At 73.2% G+C, this 24,640-nt stretch carries 2 protein-coding genes (1 of these 2 running past the window's edge); both read left to right on the top strand.

Annotated features, from left to right (window positions below; genetic code table 11):
- Window positions 1-180: the final stretch of a type I polyketide synthase gene (locus JE024_RS41975; protein ID WP_205377179.1), read on the top strand. Its footprint begins 4,500 nt before the window's first position; 180 of the gene's 4,680 nt are visible here — the last part of the coding sequence; the start codon falls outside the window, past its left edge; its stop codon occupies window positions 178-180.
- The gene (locus tag JE024_RS41295) at window positions 155-24,640 is read left to right on the top strand and encodes a type I polyketide synthase (RefSeq protein ID WP_244883267.1); all 24,486 of its coding nucleotides are present in this window, start codon (window positions 155-157) and stop codon (window positions 24,638-24,640) included. The genes JE024_RS41975 and JE024_RS41295 overlap by 26 nt, the downstream gene beginning before the upstream one ends.

The following is a 24,640-nucleotide window of genomic DNA, read 5'->3' as shown; positions in this document are numbered from 1 at the left end:
GCCCCGCTGCTGCGGCTCGCCGGGGACGACCTTCCGGGCGACGGCACGGACCCGGTCACGGACTCCGGCCCGGACCCCGACGACATTCAGAATTCGATCGACTCCATGGACGGCGAGAGCCTGCTCAGGCTCGCTCTCGGCGGTTCGGAGTCGGATGGACAGACAGATCGAGGAGCTTGACATGGCCGCCGCCTCCATAGAGGAATACGTCAACGCGCTGCGTACTTCTCTCAAGGAGACAGAACGGCTGCGGGCGGAGAATCGCGAGCTCACCGCAGCGGCGCGCGAGCCCATCGCGATCGTGTCGATGGCGTGCCGCTACCCGGGGGGCGTCCGGTCGCCCGAGGACCTCTGGAACCTGATCGCCGGCGGGTCGGACGCCATCACCCCGTTCCCCACCGACCGCGGATGGCACGTCGACCCCGCCGACGCCGCCGACGAGGCCGCGTCCGGCGGATTCCTCGACGCCGTCGGCCGGTTCGACCCCGCGTTCTTCGACATCTCCCCGCGTGAGGCGCTGGCCATGGACCCCCAGCAGCGTCTGCTGCTGGAGACCTCCTGGGAGACCTTCGAGCACGCCGGGATCCTGCCGCCCGCCCTCAAGGGCAGCCGCACGGGCGTCTTCGTGGGCGCGGCACCCTCGGGCTACGGCATCGGACTCCAGCCGACCGACGCCGGGCAGGCGTACGCCCTGGCCGGCGGTGCCACGAGCGTCCTGTCCGGTCGCGTCTCCTACACGTTCGGCCTGGTCGGCCCCGCCGTCACCGTCGACACGGCCTGCTCCTCGTCGCTGGTCGCCATCCACCTGGCCGCACAGGCCCTGCGCGCCGGCGAGTGCTCGCTGGCCCTGGCCGGCGGTGTCACCGTCATCGCGACCCCCGACGTCTTCGGGGCCTTCAGCGTCGAACAGGGCCTGGCGTCCGACGGGCGCTGCAAGTCGTTCGCCGCCGCCGCCGACGGCACCGGCTGGGCGGAGGGTGTCGGCCTGGTGCTGCTGGAGCGGCTGTCCGACGCCCGGCGCAACGGACACCAGGTCCTCGCGGTGCTGCGCGGCAGCGCCATCAACCAGGACGGTGCGAGCAACGGCCTCACCGCGCCGAACGGTCCCTCGCAGCAGCGGGTGATCCGCCAGGCGCTGGCGAGCGCCCGGCTGACGGCCGGGGACGTCGACGTCGTGGAGGCCCACGGCACCGGCACCCGGCTCGGCGACCCGATCGAGGCGCAGGCGCTGCTGGCGACCTACGGGCAGGACCGCGGCGAGGGCGGCGAGCCGCTCTGGCTGGGCTCGGTGAAGTCGAACATCGGCCACACCCAGTCGGCCGCGGGCGTCGCGGGCGTGATCAAGATGATCATGGCCATGCGGCACGGTGTGCTGCCCGGGACGCTGCACGTGGACGCGCCGTCACCGCATGTGGACTGGTCCGCCGGCGCGGTGGAACTGCTCACCGGCTCACGTCCCTGGCCGGCGGCGGACCGGCCGCGGCGGGCCGGTGTGTCGTCGTTCGGCATCAGCGGCACCAACGCCCACGTCATCCTGGAACAGGCCCCGGAGCACAGCGCCGAGCGGGAGCCGGACGCCGAGCCGTCGGCGACGCGCCCCGGCCCGGTGCCGTGGCCGGTCTCGGCGAAGTCCGAGACCGCGCTGCGGGAGCAGGTCGAGCGGCTGCGGTCGTTCATGACGGAGCGTCCGGAACTGGACGCGGCCGACGTGTCCTGGTCGCTGGCGACCAGGCGTGCCGCGCTGGATCACCGCGCGGTGCTGCTCGCCTCCGGCGGTGACGCGCTCGCCACGGGAGTCGCGCGCGAGGGCCGGACGGCGTTCCTGTTCACCGGCCAGGGCTCCCAGCGCGCGGGCATGGGACTGGGGCTGTACGAGCAATTCCCGGCGTTCGCCGCGGCGTTCGACGCGGTGTGCGTCCGCCTGGACGCCCGGCTGGAGCGGCCGCTGCGGGAGGTCCTGACCGAGGGCGCCGGCCTGGACCGGACGATGTGGGCCCAGGCAGGCCTGTTCGCCCTCGAAGTCGCCCTGTTCCGCCTCGTCGAGTCGTGGGGCGTCACGCCCGATGTGCTGCTGGGCCACTCGCTGGGCGAGATCACCGCCGCGCACGTCGCGGGCATCCTCGACCTCGACGACGCGTGTGTGCTGGTCGCCGAGCGCGGCCGGCTGATGCAGGCGCTGCCCGCCGGTGGCGGGATGCTCGCCGTCCAGGCCACCGAAGCCGACGTCGCCGACTCCGGACTCGACATCGCCGCCGTCAACGGCCCCACCTCCGTCGTCCTCTCCGGCAGCATCGAAGCCGTCGAGGCCTACGCCGCCCACTGCGCCGAACAGGACATCCGGCACAACACCCTCACCGTGTCGCACGCCTTCCACTCCGCCCACATGGAACCCGTGCTGGAGGAGTTCGGCCGCGTCCTGGACGGGCTGACGTTCCACCCCGCACGCATCCCGGTCGTCTCCAACCTGACCGGCGCCGTCGCCGAACCGGGGCTGATGCAGGAACCGGACTACTGGCTCCGCCAGATCCGCCGGCCCGTCCGCTTCGCCGACGGCGTCACCGCCCTCCACACCATGGGCGTCACCCGCCACCTGGAGCTGGGCCCCGACGGAGTCCTCTCCGGCATGGCCCAGGAGACCGTCTCCGACGCGGTGTTCGTACCCGTCCTGCGCAAGGACCGCGACGAGACCGACACCGCCCTCACGGCACTCGGCCGCCTGTGGACGCTGGGCGCCGACGTCGACTGGACGCAGTTCACCGGCGCCCGCGGCCGGGCCGTCGACCTGCCGACGTACGCCTTCCAGGGCGAACGGTACTGGCCGGAGGACGTGACCCACCCGGTCACCGGCGACGCGATGGACGCCGCGTTCTGGGACGCGGTCGAGCGGGAGGACCTCGACGTCCTCGCGGGGCTGGAGTCGGCCCTGCCCGCGCTGTCGGCCTGGTGGCGCCGGCGCAGGGAGCAGTCCACGCTCGACTCCTGGCGCTACCGGATCACCTGGAAGCCGTTCGACCTGCCCACCGGCGCGGCGCTCGACGGCACCTGGCTCGTCGTCACGAGCGAGCCCGCCGACGGCGTCGTCGGCCGGATGACCGCCGCGGGTGCCGAGGTCGTCGAACTCCCCGTCGGCCGGGACGACACCGACCCCGGACAACTCGCCGCCCGCGTCCGCGACATCCTCGGCGACGTGCGGCCGGCCGGAGTCCTCGCGCTCACCGGCCGCGACGACCGGCCGCTGCCCGGGACGGTGCTGCCCACGGGGGTCGCGCTGACCGTCGCGCTGGTGAAGGCCATGACCGCGCTGGACCTCACGGCGCCCCTGTGGACGGTGACCTCCGGCGCGGTCGCCGTCGGCCGGTCGGACCGGCTGGAGCACCCCGGGCAGGCACAGGTCTGGGGCCTGGGCCGGGTGGTCGGGCTGGAGCTCCCCGCGCTGTGGGGCGGCCTGGTGGACATGCCGGGAACCCTCGACGACGCCGCCGCGTCCCGGCTGGTCGCGGTACTCGCGTCGGGCGTCGAGGACCAGGTCGCGGTGCGGGGCTCGGGCGTCTACGCCCGACGGCTGGTACGCGCCACCGCCGCCGACGCACTCGGCACGACCGGGCCGGACGGCGGGTGGCGCGGCCGGGGAACCGTCCTCGTCACCGGCGGTACGGGCGCCCTCGGAACCGAGGTGGCGCGCTGGCTGGCGAAGTCCGGGGTCGAGCATCTGATCCTCCTGTCGCGCCGGGGTCCGCAGGCACCCGGCGTCGACGAACTGGTCGCCGAGCTGGCCGGCCTCGGCACGACCGCGTCCGTGCTGGCCGGTGACGTCACCGACCGTGAGTGCGTACGTCGCGCGCTGGCGGAGGTCCCGGCCGGATCGGCGCTGTCCGGCGTCGTGCACGCGGCGGGCGCCGGTGACGTGACTCCCCTCGACACCGCCGGCCTGGACGACTTCGCGCACGTCGTGGCCGCGAAGGTCGGCGGCGCGATCTGCCTGGACGAGGTGCTGGACGAGGTTCCGGGCGACACTCCGCTGGACTTCTTCGTGCTCTTCTCCTCGATCGCCGGGGTGTGGGGCAGCGGCGGTCAGTCGGCCTACGCCGCGGCGAACGCCCATCTGGACGCGCTGGCCGTCGCCCGGCGGGCCAGGGGCGCGACGGCCACGGCCGTGTCGTGGGGCGGCTGGGCCGGCGCCGGCATGGCCGGCGGACCCGAGATGGCCGCGCTGCTCCGGCGCCGCGGCCTTCGCGTGATGGACCCGGAGACCGCCCTCACCGCCCTGGGACAGGCGCTCCAGGCGGACGAGACCTGCGTGACCGTGGCCGACGTGGACTGGGCCGCGTTCGCACCCGCCTTCACCGCCGGCCGCGCACGGCCTCTCATCGACGACATCCCCGAGGCACGGCCGCTCCCGGAAGCCGCCGCCGCGGCACGGCCGGGCGACGCGTCACCGCTCGCGCGCACGCTGGCCTCCCGGCCGGAGGCCGAGCAGCACCGGCTCCTGCTGGACGTCGTCCGGCAGCAGATAGCCGCCGTCCTGGGCTACCGGGGCCGGACCGACATCGCGGCCGACGCCCCGTTCAAGAATCTCGGCTTCGACTCGCTCACCGCGGTCGAGCTCCGCAACCGCCTCGCCACGGAGACGGCACTCCCCCTGCCGGCGGGCCTGGTCTTCGACCACCCCACGCCGCAGGCCCTGGCCGCCCGGCTGCGCACCGAACTGCTGGGCACCTGGACGTCCGGCGACGAGGCGGGAGCCCTGACCACCGTCGCCGGCGACGAGCCCGTCGCGATCGTGGCCATGAGCTGCCGCTACCCGGGCGAGGTCACCTCGCCCGAGGACCTGTGGCGGCTCGTCTCCGACGGTGCGGACGCGGTGACCGGCCTCCCGACCGACCGGGGCTGGCCGCAGGCCGACCCGTCCGGCGCGGTGTCCTGGGCCGGCGGCTTCGTGACCCGTGCCGCCGACTTCGACAACGACCTGTTCGCCATCTCCCCCCGCGAAGCACTCGCGATGGACCCGCAGCAGCGGCTGCTCCTCGAAGTGTCGTGGGAGGCGTTCGAGCGCGCCGGAATCCCGCCCCGCGCGGCGCACGGGAGCCGGACCGGCGTGTTCGTCGGCACGAGCGGCCAGGACTACGTCGGCATCCTGTCCGGCGGCGGTCAGGACACCGAAGGCCACCGGGGCACCGGCAACTCGGCCTCCGTGCTGTCCGGCCGCATCGCGTACACCTTCGGGCTGGAGGGCCCGGCGCTGACGGTGGACACGGCGTGCTCGTCCTCGCTGGTCGCCCTGCACCTGGCCGTGCAGACCCTCCAGAGGGGGGAGTGCGACCTCGCCCTCGTGGGCGGCGCGACGGTGATGGCCACCCCCGCCGCGTTCGCCGAGTTCTCACGGCAGTTGGGCCTGGCGGACGACGGCCGGTGCAAGTCCTTCGCGGCCGCCGCGGACGGCACCGGCTGGGGCGAGGGTGTCGGTGTGCTGCTCGTGGAGCGGCTGTCCGACGCCCGGCGCAACGGACACCAGGTCCTGGCGGTCGTGCGGGGCAGCGCGATCAACCAGGACGGCGCCTCCAACGGCCTCACCGCGCCGAACGGCCCCTCGCAGCAGCGGGTGATCCGCCAGGCGCTGGCCAGTGCCCGGCTGACGGGCGCGGACGTCGACGTCGTCGAGGCGCACGGCACCGGCACCCGGCTCGGCGACCCGATCGAGGCGGAGGCCCTCCAGCTCACCTACGGCCGGAGCCGCGGTGAGAGCGGGCCGCTGTGGCTCGGCTCGATCAAGTCCAACATCGGCCACACGCAGGCCGCCGCCGGCATCGCCGGTGTGATCAAGATGGTGATGGCCCTGCGGCACGGCGTCCTTCCGGCGACGCTGCACGTGGACGCGCCCTCGCCCCACGTCGACTGGGCCCCCGGCGCCGTCGAACTGCTCACCGAGGCACGCGCCTGGCCCGAGGTGGAGCGTCCGCGGCGGGCGGCGGTGTCGTCCTTCGGCATGAGCGGCACCAACGCCCACGTGATCCTGGAGCAGGCTCCGGAATCGGAGCCGGAGACGGCGCCGGTGGTCGCGAGCCGGCAGGCGCCGGGGGCGGCACCGTGGGTGGTGTCGGCGAAGTCCGAGACCGCGCTGCGGGCGCAGATCGAGCGCCTGCGGTCGTTTGTCGCCGGACGGCCGGAGCTGGACCCGGTGGACGTCGGCTGGTCCCTCGCGACCACCCGGGCCGCGCTGGAGCACCGCGCGGTCGTGGCCGCCGGCGGGGACGTGCTCGCCACGGGTGTCGCGGGCGAGGGCCGGACGGCGTTCCTGTTCACCGGCCAGGGTTCGCAGCGCGCCGGCATGGGCCTCGAACTGTACGAGGCGTTCCCGGTGTTCGCGGAGGCGTTCGACGCGGTCTGCGCACGGCTCGACGTGCGCCTGGAGCGTCCGCTGCGCGAGGTCCTGACCGAGGGCGCCGACCTGGACCGGACGATGTGGGCCCAGGCGGGCCTGTTCGCCCTCGAAGTCGCCCTGTTCCGCCTCGTCGAGTCCTGGGGCGTCACACCGGATGTGCTGCTGGGCCACTCCCTGGGCGAGATCACCGCCGCGCACGTCGCCGGGATCCTGTCCCTGGACGACGCGTGCGTGCTGGTCGCCGAGCGCGGCCGGCTGATGCAGGCACTGCCCGCCGGTGGCGGCATGCTCGCCGTCCAGGCCACCGAAGCCGAAGTCGCGGACTCGGGTCTCGACCTCGCGGCGGTCAACGGGCCGCGGTCCGTGGTGCTGTCCGGCAGCGTCGAGGCGATCGAGCGCTACGCGGCCGCATGCGCCGAGCAGGGACGCAAGTTCAGCGTCCTGTCCGTGTCGCACGCGTTCCACTCCGCCCTGATGGAACCCATGCTGGAGGAGTTCGGCCGGGTCCTGTCCGGGCTGACGTTCGAGCCGGCACGGATTCCGGTCGTGTCGAACCTGACGGGTGAGCCGGCCGAGCCCGGGCTGATGCAGGAGCCGGAGTACTGGCTCCGCCAGGTCCGTCAGGCGGTCCGCTTCGCCGACGGCGTCACGGCCGTCGCGAAGACCGGGGTGACGCGGTTCGTGGAGCTGGGCCCGGACGGAGTGCTGTCCGCCATGGCCCAGGAGACCTTCTCCGAGGCGGTGTTCGTCCCCGTCCTGCGCAAGGACCGCGACGAGGCGGACACCGCGCTCGGTGCGATGAGCCGCCTGTGGTCGGTGGGCACCGGGGTCGACTGGTCCGCGGTGTTCGCGGACCGGGGTGCCCGGGCGATCGACCTGCCGACCTACGCCTTCCAGCGCGAACGCTTCTGGCCGGAGTTCCCGGTGAACGCCGCCGGGGCCGGTGAGCTGGTCGATGCCGCGTTCTGGGACGCGGTGGAGCGCGAGGACCTGGCGGAACTCGCGGGCCTGGAGTCGGCGCTGCCCGCGCTGTCCGCGTGGCGGCAGCGCCACCGGGAGCAGTCGACGCTGAACTCGTGGCGCTACCGCGTCACCTGGAAGCCGCTGGACGCCCCCTCGTCGGCCGTGCTGACCGGCACCTGGGTCGTCGTCGGTGCCGAGGACCAGGACGTGTCCGCCGCCCTGTCCGCGGCGGGCGCGACCGTGGTCCACGCCGCCGTGGAGGACGTGGCGCAGCTGCCCGACGTGGCCGGTGTGGTGCTGTCCCCGTCCGGATGGGAGCAGACCCTTGCCACCGTGCAGGGGCTGGGCGAGGTGCCGGCGCCGCTGTGGGTGCTGACGCGTGGCGCGGTGTCGGTCGGCGGTTCGGACCGGCTGACACGTCCGGATCTGGCCGCGGTCTGGGGCCTGGGCCGGGTCGCGGCGCTGGAAGTGCCCGGCCGCTTCGGCGGTCTCGTCGACCTGCCCGAGACCCTCGACGCACGGGCCGGCGCCCGGCTCGTCGGCGTCCTCGCCACGCGCGGTGTCGACGACCAGGTCGCGGTGCGCGGATCCGGTGTGTTCGGCCGCCGCCTCGTGCGGGCGACGCCCGCGGCCGTGGCCGGTGCGGGGTGGCAGCCCTCGGGCACCGTCCTGATCACCGGCGGCACGGGAGCCCTCGGTTCCGAGGCGGCACGCTGGCTGGCGGGCCGGGGTGTGCCGCATCTGGTGCTGACCAGCCGCGGCGGTGTCGCGCCGGACGGTCTGGTCGAGGAGCTGACCGGGCTGGGCACACAGGTCACCGTCGCCGCGTGCGACGTCGCCGACCGCGACGCGCTGAGCGCCGTGATCGCGGCCGTCCCCGCCCAGTGGCCGCTGACCGGTGTCGTGCACGCGGCCGGTCTCGACGTGCCCCAGACGCTGGAGGACGCCACCCCGGAGGCGTTCGCCTACGTGCTGCGCGCCAAGATCGACGGCACCAGGCACCTGGACGAACTGACGCGGGACCTGCCGCTGGACCTGTTCGTGGGCTTCTCCTCGATCGCCGCGATCGGAGGCAGCGGCGGCCAGGGCGCCTACGCGGCCGGCAACGCGTTCCTGGACGCCTGGGTGCAGCACCGCCGCGACCGCGGGCTGCCGGGAACCTCGGTGGCGTGGGGACCGTGGGCCGGCGGCGGCATGGCGGTCCAGGGCGAGGCCGAACAGGCTCTGCGCCGACGCGGTCTGATCCCGATGGACCCCGCGATGGCGATCCAGGCCCTCGCCCAGGCCGTGGACGCACAGGAGACGTGTCTGTGCGTCGGCGACACGGAATGGCCCGTCTTCGCCGCGGCTTTCACCTCGGTCCGTCCCAGTGCGCTGCTGTCGGACCTTCCCGAGGCGGCGGACGCCCTCGCGACCACGTCCCACGACCTCACGTCCGGCGGCCCGGGGGCGGAGCTGCGGCAGCGGCTCCTGGACACCCCGTTCACGGAGCGGACCCAGATCCTGCTGGATCTGGTGCGCGACCGTGCCGCCGCCGTACTCGGACACACGGGTGCGGAGGCGGTGGAGCCGGGCCGGGCGTTCCGGGACCTGGGCTTCGACTCCCTGATGGCGGTCGAGCTGCGGAACCTGCTGACCACCCACACCGGGCTCACCCTGCCCGCCACCCTCGTGTTCGACTACCCCAACCCGACCGTCCTCGGGGACTACCTGCTCACCCAGTTCCTGGGCGCCCACGACGCACTCCCGGACACCACACGGCCCGCGTCCGCGGTCGCGGGCAGCGACGAGCCGGTCGCGATCGTGGGCATGGCCTGCCGGTATCCCGGCGGTGTCACCTCGCCGGAGCAGTTGTGGAGCCTTGTCGCCGGCGGGGTCGACGGCATCACGCCGTTCCCGGAGGACCGGGGCTGGCCCGTCGGCATGCTCGACGGCACAGCGGCGCGGGGCGGTTTCGTCCATGACGCGGACGAGTTCGACGCCGGCCTGTTCGGCATCAGCCCGCGCGAAGCGCTGGCGATGGACCCGCAGCAGCGACTGCTGCTGGAGACCGCCTGGGAAACCCTCGAATCGGCCGGCATGAACCCCCGGTCGCTGACCGGGCACAGCGTCGGCGTGTTCGCCGGCGCCTCCCCGTCCGGATACGGCAGCAACGGCGTCGCCGGCGCCGAAGGACACCTGCTCACCGGCACCGCGAACAGCGTCATCTCCGGCCGTCTCGCCTACGTCTTCGGGCTGGAGGGCCCGGCGGTGACGGTGGACACGGCGTGCTCGTCCTCGCTGGTCGCCCTGCACCTGGCGGCGCAGGCGCTGCGGTCCGGGGAGTGCGATCTGGCGCTCGCCGGCGGTGTGACGGTCATGGTCACCCCGGGCGCGTTCGCCGAGTTCGACCGCCAGGACGGGTTGGCGGCCGACGGGCGGTGCAAGTCCTTCGCCGCGAGCGCCGACGGCACCGGCTGGGCCGAGGGCGCAGGACTCCTCCTCGTCGAACGCCTCTCCGACGCCCGGCGCAACGGACACCACGTCCTCGCCGTCATCCGCGGCAGCGCCGTCAACCAGGACGGCGCCTCCAACGGACTCACCGCCCCCAACGGGCCCTCCCAGCAGCGGGTGATCCGTCAGGCACTGGCGAATGCCCGCCTCACCGGCGCCGACATCGACACCGTCGAGGCCCACGGCACCGGCACGCGCCTCGGCGACCCGATCGAGGCCCAAGCGCTGCTCGCCACCTACGGCCAGAACCGCGAGGACAGCGAGCCGCTGTGGCTCGGCTCGATCAAGTCCAACATCGGCCACACCCAGGCCGCCGCGGGCGTCGCCGGCATCATCAAGATGGTCATGGCGATGCGGCACGGCCTCATGCCCGCGACCCTGCACGTCGACGAGCCGTCCCCGCAGGTCGACTGGACAGCGGGCGCGGTGGAACTCCTCACCGAAGCACGCCCCTGGTCCGAGATCGATGACCGTCCGCGCCGCGCGGCCGTGTCCTCCTTCGGCATCAGCGGCACCAACGCCCACGTGATCCTGGAGCAGGCACCGGAATCGGAGCCGGCGGCTGCCGTCGCGACCCGGCAGGCGCCCGGAGCGGTGCCGTGGGTGGTGTCGGCCAAGACCGAAACCGCGCTGCGGACACAGGTCGAGCGGCTGCGGTCGTTCGTCGCCGGACGGCCGGAGCTGGACCCGGTGGACGTCGGCTGGTCGCTGGCGACGACCCGCGCGGCGCTGGAGCACCGCGTGGTGCTGGCCACGGACGGGGACGTCCTCGCCTCGGGCGTCGCGGGTGCCGGCCGGACCGCGTTCCTGTTCACCGGCCAGGGCTCCCAGCGCGCCGGCATGGGCCTGGACCTGTATGAACGGTTCCCCGTGTTCGCCGACGCCTTCGACGCGGTCTGCGCCCGCCTGGACGCCCGGCTCGACCGTCCGGTGCGCGACGTCCTGGCCGACGGCGCCGACCTCGACCGGACCATGTGGGCGCAGGCGGGGCTGTTCGCCCTCGAAGTGGCCCTGTTCCGGCTGGTGGAGTCGTGGGGCGTCACACCGGATGTGCTGCTGGGGCACTCGCTGGGTGAGATCAGCGCCGCGCACGTCGCGGGCATCCTCGACCTGGACGACGCGTGTGTGCTGGTGGCCGAGCGGGGCCGGTTGATGCAGGCGCTGCCCGAGGGCGGCGGGATGCTCGCGGTGCAGGCTGGTGAAGCGGAGGTCGCGGACTCGGGTCTGGACATCGCGGCGGTGAACGGGCCGCGGTCCGTGGTCCTGTCCGGTGCTGTCGAGGCGATCGAGCGGTATGCGGCCGAGTGCGCGGAGCGCGGCCTGCGGTTCAGTGTGCTGTCCGTGTCGCACGCGTTCCACTCCGCCCTGATGGAACCCATGCTGGACGAGTTCGCCGATGTGCTCTCCGCTCTGGTCTTCAACCCGGCGCGAATCCCGGTCGTTTCCAACCTGACCGGTGCCCTGGCCGAGCCGGGCGCCATGCAGCAGCCCACGTACTGGCTCCGTCAGGTCCGTCAGGCGGTGCGCTTCGCGGATGGCGTCGCTGCCGTCGCGGAGATGGGTGTGACGCGGTTCGTGGAGCTGGGCCCGGACGGGGTCCTGTCCGGGATGGCTCAGGAGACCGTCGGCGACGCGGTGTTCGTGCCCGTCCTGCGCAAGGACCGGGACGAGGCCGACACCGCGCTGACCGCGCTCAGCCGCCTGTGGAGCGTCGGCGTCGACGTCGACTGGGCCGGCCTGTTCGCGGGATGGGGTGGACAGATCGTCGATCTGCCGCGGTATGCCTTCGAGCGTGAGCGGTTCTGGCCGGAGGTTTCGGTCGTATCGGCGGCTGTTTCAGGTGAGTTGGTGGACGCCGCGTTCTGGGACGCGGTGGAGCGTGAGGATCTTCAGGAGCTCGCGGGCCTGGAGTCGGCGCTGCCCGCGCTGTCGGCGTGGCGGCAGCGTCACCGGGAGCGGTCGACGCTCGACTCCTGGCGCTACCGTGTCAGTTGGAAGCCGCTGGACGGCATGCCGCCGGCCGCGCTGACCGGCCTGTGGGCAGTTGTCGGCGAGGAGGACGCGGAAGTCTCGGCCGCGCTCGCGGCCGCGGGCGCAACCGTGGTGAGCGTCACGGTGGACGAGGTCGCGCAGCTCCCCGACGTCGCCGGTGTCGTACTCATCGCCGGGGATGTGACCGGGACGCTGGCCGTGGTGCAGGGGCTGGTTGAGGTGTCGGCGCCGTTGTGGGTGCTGACGCGGGGTGCGGTGTCGGTCGGTGGTTCGGACCGTCTGACGCGTCCGGATCTGGCCGCGGTGTGGGGTCTGGGCCGGGTCGCGGCGCTGGAGCTTCCCGGTCGCTGGGGCGGTCTCGTCGACCTGCCCGAGACCCTCGACGCGCGGGCTGGTGCCCGACTGGTGAGCGTCCTCACGGGTGTTGACGAGGACCAGGTCGCGGTGCGCGGATCCGGTGTCTTCGGCCGCCGCCTCGTGCGGGCGACGCCCGCGGCCGTGTCCGGTACGGGGTGGCAGCCCTCGGGCACTGTCCTGGTCACCGGTGGTACCGGTGCGCTGGGTGCGGAGGTGGCCCGTTGGCTGGCGGGCCGGGGTGTGCCGCATCTGGTGCTGACCAGCCGTGGCGGTGTCGCGCCCGAGGGCCTGGTCGAGGAACTGACCGGGCTGGGCACACAGGTGACGGTGGCCGCGTGTGACGTCGCCGACCGCGACGCGCTGGCGGCGGTCGTCGCGGACGTTCCCGCCGAATGGCCGCTGACCGGTGTCGTGCATGCGGCGGGTGTGGATGTTCCGCAGTGGCTGGAGGGTGCGACTGCTGAGGGTGTCGGGTCGGTGTTGCGGTCGAAGGTCGACGGGACCCGGTATCTGGACGAGTTGACGCGTGATGTGTCGCTTGATCTGTTCGTGGTGTTCTCGTCGATCTCGGCGACGTGGGGCAGTGGCAGTCAGGGCGCGTATGCGGCCGGTAACGCGTTCCTGGACGCGTGGGTGCAGCACCGCAGGGAGCGTGGGCTTGCGGGGACGTCGGTGGCGTGGGGTCCGTGGGCCGGTGCCGGGATGGTGGTGCGGGGCGAGGCGGAGCAGGCTCTGCGCCGTCGCGGTCTGATCCCGATGGATCCGGCGATGGCGATCCAGGCCCTTGCCCGGGCGGTGGACGGCGGGGAATCCGGCGTGACCGTCGCGGCCGTGGACTGGTCGGTGTTCGCTCCCGCCTTCACCTCGGTCCGTCCCAGTGCGCTGCTGTCGGACCTTCCCGAGGCGGCGGACGCCCTCGCGACCACCTCCGCCTCTGGTATTGCGGACGAGGGGCCGGGGGCGGAGCTGCGTCGGCGGCTCGTGGAGGCCACGGTCACGGAGCGCTCGCAGATGCTGCTGGATCTGGTGCGCGAGCGTGCGGCCGAGGTGCTGGGTCACGCGGGTGCGGAGGCGGTCGAGCCGGGCCGGGCGTTCCGGGATCTGGGCTTCGACTCCCTGATGGCGGTCGAGCTGCGGAACCTGCTGACCACCCACACCGGGCTCACCCTGCCCGCCACCCTCGTGTTCGACTACCCCAACCCGACCGTCCTCGGGGACTATCTGCTCACCCAGTTCCTGGGCGCCCACGACGCACTCCCGGACACCACACGGCCCGCGTCCGCGGTCGCGGGCAGCGACGAGCCGGTCGCGATCGTGGGCATGGCCTGCCGGTATCCCGGCGGTGTCACCTCGCCGGAGCAGTTGTGGAGCCTCGTCGCCGGCGGGATCGACGGCATCACGCCGTTCCCGGAGGACCGGGGCTGGCCCGTCGGCATGCTCGACGGCACAGCGGCGCGGGGCGGTTTCGTCCATGACGCGGACGAGTTCGACGCCGGCCTGTTCGGGATCAGCCCGCGCGAAGCGCTGGCGATGGATCCGCAGCAGCGGCTGCTGCTGGAGACCGCCTGGGAAACCCTCGAATCGGCGGGCATGAACCCCCGGTCGCTGACCGGGCACAGCGTCGGCGTGTTCGCCGGCGCCTCCCCGTCCGGATACGGCAGCAACGGCGTCGCCGGCGCCGAAGGACACCTGCTCACCGGCACGCACAACAGCGTCATCTCCGGCCGCCTCGCCTACGTCTTCGGGCTCGAAGGCCCCGCCGTCACCGTCGACACCGCCTGCTCCTCCTCCCTCGTCGCACTCCACCTCGCCGCGCAAGCCCTCCGCAACGGGGAGTGCGATCTGGCGCTCGCCGGCGGTGTGACGGTCATGGTCACCCCGGGCGCGTTCGCCGAGTTCGACCGCCAGGACGGCCTCGCCGCCGACGGACGCTGCAAGTCCTTCGCCGCGAGCGCCGACGGCACCGGCTGGGCCGAGGGCGCAGGACTCCTCCTCGTCGAACGCCTCTCCGACGCCCGACGCAACGGACACCACGTCCTCGCCGTCATCCGCGGCAGCGCCGTCAACCAGGACGGCGCCTCCAACGGCCTCACCGCCCCCAACGGGCCCTCCCAGCAGCGGGTGATCCGTCAGGCGCTGGCGAACGCCCGCCTCACCGGCGCCGACATCGACACCGTCGAGGCCCACGGCACCGGCACCCGCCTCGGTGACCCGATCGAGGCCCAGGCCCTGCTCGCCACCTACGGCCAGGACCGCGACGAGAACCACGAGCCGCTGTGGCTCGGCTCCATCAAGTCCAACATCGGCCACACCCAGGCCGCCGCGGGCGTCGCCGGCGTCATCAAGATGGTCATGGCGATGCGCAACCAGGTCCTGCCCGCGACCCTGCACGTCGACGAGCCGTCCCCGCAGGTCGACTGGACAGCAGGCGCGGTGGAACTCCTCACCACCGCCCGCTCGTGGCCGAAGACCGACCGTCCGCGCCGCGCGGGCGTGTCCTCCTTCGGCATCAGCGGCACCAACGCCCACGTCATCCTGGAGCAGGCACCGGAACCTGCGGCGAAGGAACTGATCACCGAGCCGTCGGTGACGCGACCCGACCTGGTTCCGTGGGTGGTGTCGGCGAAGACGGATGCCGCGCTGCGGGCACAGGTCGAGCAGTTGCAGTCGTCCACAGCCGAGCGACCCGATCTGGACACCATCGACGTGGCCTGGTCGCTGGCGACCACCCGCGCCGCGTTGGAGCACCGCGTGGTGCTGGCCTCCGGCGGGGATGTGCTCGCCGCAGGTGTGGCAGGTGAGGGCCGGACGGCGTTCCTGTTCACGGGACAGGGGTCGCAGCGCGCGGGCATGGGATTGGGTCTGTATGACCAGTTCCCGGTGTTCGCGGAGGCGTTCGACGCGGTCTGCGCCCGTCTCGACGTGCGGCTGGAGCGTCCGCTGCGGGAGATCCTGACCGAGGGCGCCGACCTCGACCGGACGATGTGGGCCCAGGCGGGCCTGTTCGCCCTCGAAGTGGCCCTGTTCCGGCTCGTCGAGTCGTGGGGCGTCACACCGGATGTGCTGCTGGGGCACTCGCTGGGCGAGATCACCGCCGCCCACGTGGCGGGCATCCTCGACCTGGACGATGCGTGTGTACTGGTGGCCGAGCGCGGCCGGCTGATGCAGGCGCTGCCCGAGGGCGGCGGGATGCTCGCCGTCCAGGCCACCGAAGCCGACGTCGCCGACTCCGGTCTGGACATCGCCGCCGTCAACGGCCCGACCTCCGTCGTCCTCTCCGGCGACCTCAAGGCCATCGACGGCTACGCCGCCGAATGCGCCGAGCAGGGTCTGCGGCACAACACCCTCACCGTGTCGCACGCGTTCCACTCCGCCCTGATGGAACCCATGCTGGAGGAGTTCGGCCGGGTGCTGCACGGGCTGACGTTCAACCCGGCGCGCATCCCGGTCGTGTCGAACCTGACGGGTGCGGTGGCCGAACCGGGGCTGATGCAGGAGCCGGAATACTGGCTCCGTCAGGTCCGCCAAGCCGTCCGCTTCGCCGACGGCGTCACGGCCCTCGAAGCCATGGGCGTCACCCGGTACCTGGAACTGGGACCGGACGGAGTCCTCTCCGGAATGGCCCAGGACACCACCGTCACCGACGCCGTCTTCGTCCCCGTCCTGCGCAAGGACCGCGACGAGACCGACACCGCCCTCACCGCGCTCAGCCGCCTGTGGAGTGTCGGTGCCGACATCGACTGGGCCGGCGTGTTCGCCGGGTGGGGCGGGCAGATCGTCGATCTGCCGACGTACGCGTTCCAACGTGAGCGGTACTGGCCTCGGCCGCAGATGATCAGCGGGGACGCGGGTGCACTCGGCATCGAGGGTGCCGGACACGCCTTGCTGGCTTCGGTGGTTCCGCTGGCCGAGGGTGACGGTGCGTTGCTGACCGGTCGTCTGTCGGTGGAGGCGCTGCCGTGGCTGGCCGATCATGTGGTGCTCGGCCGGGTCGTGGTGCCCGGGACGGCGCTGGTGGAGATGGCGCTGCGGGCGGGGCAGGAGGTGGGCTGCGGTCTGCTGCGGGAGCTGGTGCTCCAGGCGCCGCTGGTGCTGCCGGACTCCGCCGGGGTCCAGGTCCAGGTGCGGGTCGAGGACCCGGACGCCTCGGGCGACCGCCCCGTGCAGATCTACGGCCGGATACACGCCACCGACGAATGGACCTTGCACGCGTCCGGCGCCCTGGCAGAACAGACCGGCTACGCGCAGGACTTCGACCTCGGCGTGTGGCCGCCACACGAAGCGGCCGCAGTGGACATCGACGGCTTCTACGACGCCTTGGCGGACGCGGGCTTCGGCTATGGTCCGGTGTTCCAGGGCGTGCAGGCCGCTTGGCGTGACGGGACCGGTGTGTATGCCGAGGTGACCGTCCCGGACGCGGTGGACGGCTTCGGCATCCACCCGGCCCTGCTGGACGCCGCACTCCACCCCTCCGGCCTCATCCCCCGTGAGCCCGGGACGGAAGCCTCCGGGCCGCGGCTGCCGTTCGCCTGGTCGGGCGTGGAACTCTTCGCGGTCGGCGCGACCACCCTGCGGGTCGCGATCCGCCCGGTGGGTGAAAGCCTCACCGTCGAGGTGGCCGACGGCACCGGCGCACCGGTCGCGATCATCCGCGCTCTGATGTCGCGGGTGGTGTCGGCGGAGCAGTTGTCGACCGTCCAACGTGCCGATGACGCGCTGTTCGCGGTCGAGTGGGTCGCACTGCCGCCGAACATCACTGATGGCGAGGCGGCAGAGGCTCCCGAGTGGACGGTGCTGGAGGCCGGTGACGGCCCGGTCGAGCAGGTGCTCGGCGCAGTCCTGCACCGGGTGCAGGAGTGGCTTGACGACGAGAACGCGTTCGGGTCGCGTCTGGCGGTGGTGACGCGGGGCGCCATGCCCGCGACGACCGACGGTGTCGTGGACCCGGCGGGCGCGGCGGTGTGGGGTCTGGTGCGCTCGGCGCAGTCCGAGCACCCGGACCGTATCGTCCTCGTCGACACCTCCCCGGCTGACGACTCGCCAGTGGACCTGTCCCTCCTGACCGGCCTGGACGAGCCGCAGGTCGCGATCCGCGACGGCGTGCTGTTCGCGCCCAGGCTGGTGCGTGCCAACGGCATCGGGGAGCGGGAGGTGTCCCTGGCCGGTGACGGCACCGTGCTCATCACCGGCGGAACGGGCACCCTCGGCGGACTCCTCGCCCGCCACCTGGTCACCGAACACGGCGTGCGTAACCTGCTGCTGCTGTCCCGTCAGGGGCCCGACGCCCCCGGCGCGGTCGCGCTGACGGCCGACTTGGCCGAACTCGGTGCGGACGCACGGGTCGTGGCGTGTGACGCGGCCGACCGCGACGCCCTCGCGGCGGTCCTCGCCACCATCCCCGAAACAGCGCCGCTCACGGGTGTCGTGCACGCCGCTGGTGTCCTCGACGACGGCATCTTCACCGCCCTGACCCCGGAGCGCCTGGAAACCGTGCTGCGGGCGAAGGCCACCGCGGCGGTGAACCTGGACGAGCTGACCCGCGACGCCGACCTCGCCCTGTTCGTGCTCTACTCGTCGGTCTCGGCCACGTTCGGCACCGCCGGGCAGGCCAACTACTCCGCCGCCAACGCGTTCCTCGACGCCCTCGCCGTGCGCCGCCGGGCCGAGGGACTGCCGGGTCTGTCCATCGCCTGGGGCCTGTGGGAGCAGGCCAGCGCGATGACCGGGCACCTCCAGGACCGGGCCGGCCGAGGACTCGGCCCCGGCCTGTCCAGCGAACAGGGCCTGGCCCTGTTCGACACCGCCCTGCGCACCGAGTTGGCCGGCGTGGTCGCGATGCCGATCGACGTCACCGCCCTGCGCACCCTCGACGCGGCCACACCCGTCCCGGCGCTGCTGCGCGCCCTCGCCCCCACCAGTGGTGTCCGCCGGGCCCGCCGCACCGCCGCCGCCGCGGGCGACACGCACCTGCTGCGCCGCCTGACCGGCCTCACCGGCCTCACCGGAGGCGAACGGACCGTCCTGCTCCAGGACGTGGTCCGCACCGAGGTCGCCCACGTCCTCGGACACACCACCACCGACGCGATCGGCGAACGCCAGGCCTTCAAGGACCTCGGCTTCGACTCACTCACCGCCGTCGAACTGCGCAACCGGCTCAACACCACCACCGGACTGCGCCTGCCCGCCACCCTCGTCTTCGACTACCCCAACGTCCACGCCCTGGCCACCCACCTCGACCAGACCCTCACCGGCACCGACGAACCCGCCACCACCAGGCGCCCCGCCACGCCCGCAAGGCCGGCACTCGCCAACGAACCGATCGCGATCGTGGGCATGTCGTGCCGCCTGCCCGGAGGGGTGACGTCGCCGGCCGGTCTGTGGGACCTGGTCACCGCCCGCCGCGACGGGATGAGCGCCTTCCCCGACGACCGCTGGTGGGACGTCGCCTGGAGCGGCGTCGAAGGCGTCGGCGGGTTCGTCACCGGCGCCGGTGACTTCGACGCCGCCCTGTTCGGCATCAGCCCCCGCGAAGCCCTCGCCATGGACCCCCAGCAACGCCTCCTCCTCGAAGGCGTCTGGGAAGCCTTCGAGTCCGCCGGCCTCGACCCGCTGTCCCTGCGCGGATCCTCCACCGGCGTCTACGCCGGCATCATGTACCACGACTACGCCCAGAGCCTGGGCATGGTCCCCGACGGCGTCGACGCCTTCCTCGGCACCGGCAACGCCGGCAGCGTCCTCTCAGGCCGCGCCGCCTATGTCTTCGGACTCGAAGGCCCCGCCGTCACCGTCGACACCGCCTGCTCCTCCTCCCTCGTCGCACTCCACCTCGCCGCACAAGCCCTCCGCAACGGCGAATGCGACCTCGCCGTCGCCGGCGGCGTCACCGTGCTCTCCACCCCCAGCGTGTTCGTCGACTTCGCCCGCCAGGGCGGCCTCGCCGCCGACGGACGCTGCAAATCCTTCGCCGCCGCCGCCGACGGCACCGGCTGGTCCGAAGGCGCCGCCATCCTCCTCGTCGAACGCCTCTCCGACGCCCAGCGCAACGGACACGACATCCTCGCCGTCATCCGCGGCAGCGCCGTCAACCAGGACGGCGCCTCCAACGGCCTCACCGCACCCAACGGCCCCTCCCAACAACGCGTCATCCGCCAGGCATTGGCGAATGCCCGGTTGCACACCACGGACATCGACATCGTCGAGGCCCACGGCACGGGAACCCGGCTCGGTGACCCGATCGAGGCGCAGGCGCTCCTCGCGACCTACGGCCAGGATCGCGGCGACGGCGACGAACCGATGTGGCTCGGTTCGGTGAAGTCGAACATCGGGCACACCCAGGCGGCCTCCGGGGCGACCGGTGTGATCAAGATGGTCATGGCGATGCGGCACGGGCTGATGCCGGCGACGCTGCACGTCGACGCTCCCTCGCCCCAGATCGACTGGTCGGCGGGCGCGGTGGAGCTGCTCACCGAGGCACGGTCGTGGCCCGAGACCGGTGACCGCCCGCGCCGCGCGGCCGTGTCCTCGTTCGGCATCAGCGGCACCAACGCCCACGTCATCCTGGAACAGGCACCCGCACCGAAGCCGGCACCGACGCCGGTCGTCGCACTGCGGCAACCGCCGCAACTCGTGCCGTGGGTGGTGTCGGCGAAGACCGAGACCGCACTGCGCGCACAGGTCGAACAGCTCCGCGCGTTCACAGCGGAACGGCCGGACCTGAACCCGGTGGAGATCGCCTGGTCACTCGCGACCACCCGCGCCGCCTTGGAGCACCGCGTGGTCCTCGCCGCGGACGGGGACGTGATCGCCACGGGCGTGGAGAGCGCCGGCCGGACGGCGTTCCTGTTCACCGGCCAGGGATCGCAGCGCGTCGGCATGGGCCTGGGGCTCTACGAGCAGTTCCCGGTCTTCGCCGAGGCGTTCGACGCCGTCTGCGCCCGCCTCGACGCCCGACTCGAACGCCCCCTGCGCGACGTACTGACCTACGGCACCGACCTCGACCGGACCATGTGGGCCCAGGCAGGGCTGTTCGCCCTCGAAGTGGCCCTGTTCCGCCTGGTCGAGTCGTGGGGTGTGACCCCGGACGTGCTGCTGGGCCACTCCCTCGGCGAGATCAGCGCCGCCCACGTCGCGGGCATCCTGTCCCTCGACGACGCGTGCACCCTCGTCGCCGAACGCGGCCGTCTGATGCAGGCCCTGCCCGACGGTGGCGGCATGCTCGCCGTCCAGGCCACCGAACTGGATGTCCTCGATTCCGACCTGGACATCGCCGCGGTCAACGGCCCGAACTCCGTCGTCCTCTCCGGCGACCTCAAGGCCGTCGAGGGCTACGCGGCCGAATGCGCGGACCTCGGGCGCAGGTGCACCGTTCTCTCCGTGTCGCACGCGTTCCACTCCGCCCTGATGGAACCGATGCTGGAGGAGTTCGGCCGGGTGCTGAACGGGCTGACGTTCCATCCGGCGCAGATCCCGGTCGTGTCGAATCTGACGGGGACGGTCGCCGAGCCCGGGCTGATGCAGGAGCCTCAGTACTGGCTGCGGCAGGTCCGTCAGGCGGTCCGCTTCGCCGACGGTGTCACCGCTCTCGAAGCCATGGGCGTGACGCGCTATGTGGAACTGGGACCGGACGGGGTGCTCTCCGGAATGGCCCAGGACACCACCGTCACCGACGCCGTCTTCGTCCCCGTCCTGCGCAAGGACCGCGACGAGACCGACACCGCTCTCACCGCGATCGGCCGGCTGTGGACGTCCGGCGCGGCCGTCGACTGGACGAACCTGTTCAGTGGCTGGGGCGGCCGTGTCGTCGGGCTGCCGACGTATGCCTTCCAGCGTGAGCGGTACTGGCCCCGGCCCAACTTCGGTACCGGGGGCCTGAACAGTGTCGGTCTGACCGACTCGGGTCACCCCCTGCTGGGGTCGGTGGTGCCGCTGGCCGACGGTGACGGCGCGCTGCTGACGGGCCGCGTGTCGGTGGACACCCAGCCGTGGCTGGCCGACCACCTGGTGCAGGGCCAAGTCGTGGTGCCCGGTGCCGCGTTGGTGGAGATGGTGCTGCGGGCCGGGCAGGAGGTGGGCTGCGGCCTGCTCCGTGAGCTGATCCTCCAGGCGCCGCTTGTGCTGCCGGAGTCCGGCGGGATCCAGGTCCAGGTGCGGGTGGAGGGCCCCGATGCCTCGGGCGACCGTCCGGTGCAGGTCCATGCCCGGGCCGAGGGCACCGACGGCTGGTTCCGGCACGCGTCGGGCCTTCTCGCCCCGTCGGACACCCGGGTGCCCGGGTTCGATCTGGAGATGTGGCCGCCTCGTGACGCGGTCGCGGTCGGCATCGACGGCTTCTACGACGCCCTGGCCGACGCGGGCCTCGGTTACGGCCCCGTGTTCCAGGGCGTGCAGGCCGCCTGGCGCGACGAGACCGGTGTCTACGCCGACGTGGCACTGCCGGAATCGGGTGCGGGCAACGTCGACCTGTTCGGCGTCCACCCGGCGCTGCTGGATGCCGCGCTGCATCCGTCCGGCCTGATCCTCGGCGACGGCGACGGCGAGGTCTCCGGACCTCGGCTGCCGTTCGCCTGGTCGGGCGTGGAGCTGTTCGCCGTCGGGGCGACCACGCTGCGCGTGGCGATCCAGCCGGACGGCGACGGCGTGACCATCAAGGCCGCCGACAGCACCGGGGCCCCGGTCGCGATCGTCCGCTCGCTGATGCTGCGGGCCGTGTCGCCGGACCGGGTGCCCACGGCGGGCCCCGCCGATGACGCGCTGTTCGCGGTGGAGTGGGTCCCGCTGCCTTCGGAGCCCGCCTCCCCCCGGACGGACGCTCCGCAATGGACCGTCCTGGAGACGGGTGACGGTCCGGTGGAGCGGGTGCTCGGTGAGGTCCTGCACGGGGTGCAGGAGTGGCTGGCCGACGAGAGTTCGTTCGGGTCGCGCCTGGCTGTGGTGACGCGCGGTGCGATGCCGGCCGGTGGTCCCGGTGCGGTGGACGCCGTGGGTGCGGCGGTGTGGGGTCTGGTGCGTTCGGCGCAGTCGGAGCACCCGGACCGCATCGTCCTCGTCGACACCGACCCGGCCGACGACTCCCCGGCGGATCTGTCCCTGCTGACCGGCCTGGACGAGCCGCAGGTCGCCGTCCGCGACGGCGCGCTGCTGGCACCCCGGCTCACCAGAGCCACGGGAGGCGCTCTGGTCCTGCCGGACGGCGACTGGCACCTGCGCCAGGGCGAGGACGGCACGCTGGAGTCCCTGAACGTCGAGATCGTGGAGGTGCCGAAGCCGGGGCCCGGTCAGGTGCGGGTCTCGATCCGCGCGGCGGGTGTGAACTTCCGTGACGTCCTCCGCGGGCTCGGGATGTATCCGGAGCCGGGTGTGATGGGTTCCGAAGCGGCCGGTGTGGTCGTGGAGGCCGGTCCCGGTGTCGAGGACCTGCACGTGGGTGACCGGGTGTTCGGGTTCCTGGACGGCGGGTTCGGTGCGGAGACCGTGACCGAGCGTCAGTTGCTGGTCCGGGTGCCGGAGGGCTGGTCGTGGGCGCAGGCGGCGTCGCTGCCGGTGGTGTTCGCGACGGCCTGGTACGGGCTGCGGGACCTGGCCGGAGCCACCCCCGGTGACTCCGTTCTCGTCCACGCCGCGGCCGGTGGTGTCGGCATGGCCGCCACGCAACTCGCCCGCCACTGGGGCCTGGAGGTGTATGGCACCGCGAGCCCCGGGAAGTGGCCCACCGTCGTCGCCAACGGCGTCGACCCGGCGCGGGTCGCGAACTCCCGCGACCTGGCCTTCGAGGACCACATCCGCACCGCCACCGGCGGGCGCGGTGTCGACATCGTCCTCAACTCCCTCGCGGGCGACTTCCTCGACGCCTCCCTGCGCCTGCTCGCCCCCGGCGGCCGGTTCGTCGAGATGGGCAAGACCGATGTGCGGACCGGACTCGACGTCCCGTACCACGCCTTCGACCTGTCCGACGCGGGCCCCGACCGCATGGGCGCCATCCTCGCCGAGGTCGTGGCCCTCTTCGAGCGGGGTGTGCTGGAGCCGCTGCCGCTGACGGTGTGGGACATGCGTGAAGCCGTCACCGCCTGGCGGCACATGGCCCAGGCCAGGCACATCGGCAAGAACGTGCTCACCGTCCCCACGCCCCTCGACCGGGACGGCACCGTCCTGATCACCGGTGGCACGGGCACCCTCGGCGGACTCCTCGCCCGCCACCTGGTCACCGAGCACGGCATCCGCCACCTGGTGCTGCTGTCCCGCCAGGGGCCCGACGCCCCCGGGGCGGCCGACCTGACGGCCCAGCTCGCCGAACTCGGCGCCGAGGCACGGGTGATGGCGTGCGACGCCGCCGACCGCGACGCCCTCGCGGCGGTGCTGGCCACCATCCCCGAGACAGCGCCGCTCACCGGTGTCGTGCACGCCGCCGGCGTCCTCGACGACGGCATCTTCACCGGTCTCACCCCGGAACGCCTGGAGAAGGTGCTGCGGGCCAAGGCCACCGCGGCCGTGAACCTCGACGCACTCACCCGCGGCGCGGACCTGTCGATGTTCGTCCTCTACTCCTCGGTGTCCGGGACGTTCGGCGCACCGGGACAGGCGAACTACTCGGCGGCCAACGCGTACCTCGACGCCCTCGCCGTCCGGCGCCGGGCGGAGGGGCTGCCCGGTCTGTCGCTGGCGTGGGGTCTGTGGGAGCAGGCCAGCACGATGACCGGCGCGCTCGCCGAGGCCGACCGGGTCCGGGCGACCAGTGCCGGTACCGCGCTCTCCACCGAGCAGGGCCTCGCCCTCTTCGACACGGCACTGCGACGGGCCGAGGCGCACCTGATCCCGGTCAATCTCGATCTCGCGGGCCTGCGTGCCTCCGATGTCGAGATACCCCCGCTGGTGCGCGGGCTGCTGCACCGCCCGGTGCGGCGCGCGGTGGGTACGGCGGCGCAGGCCGGGCCGCCGCTCGCGGAGCGGCTCGCCGGGATGTCCGCCGCGCAGAGGGACTCGGTGCTGCTGGATCTGGTGGTCGCCTCCTCGGCGGTGATCCTCGGGCACGCGTCGCCGGACGCGATCGGGCCGGACCGGCCGTTCAAGGACCTCGGCTTCGACTCGCTCACCGCGGTCGAACTCCGCAACCGGCTCAACGCCGCGGCCGGAATCCGGCTGCCGGCCACGCTCGTCTTCGATCACCCGACGCCCGCCTCGCTGGCCGCGTATCTGCGCAACGAGCTCGTGCCGCCGGAGAAGACACCGGCCGAGGCCCTGCTGGAGGAACTGGCGCGCATGGAGGCCGAACTCGCCGGGATGACGGGCGGGGAGGCCGACTTGACGGTCGGCGAGAAGGCGATGGTCCGTTCGCGGCTGGAGGTGATGCTCGAACGGCTCCAGGGCGGGGACCGCCGGGCGGCCGGCGGCGACGACCGGGATCTGGAGGCCGCCACGGCCGACACCATCTTCGCGCTGATCGACGAGGAACTCGGGGGCTGA

Origin of the sequence: Streptomyces zhihengii (assembly GCF_016919245.1) — a bacterium.
In the GTDB taxonomy this organism is placed as follows: domain Bacteria; phylum Actinomycetota; class Actinomycetes; order Streptomycetales; family Streptomycetaceae; genus Streptomyces; species Streptomyces zhihengii.
The sequence above is the reverse complement of the archived record's forward strand: the minus strand, read 5'-3'. Positions and strand labels throughout refer to the sequence as shown.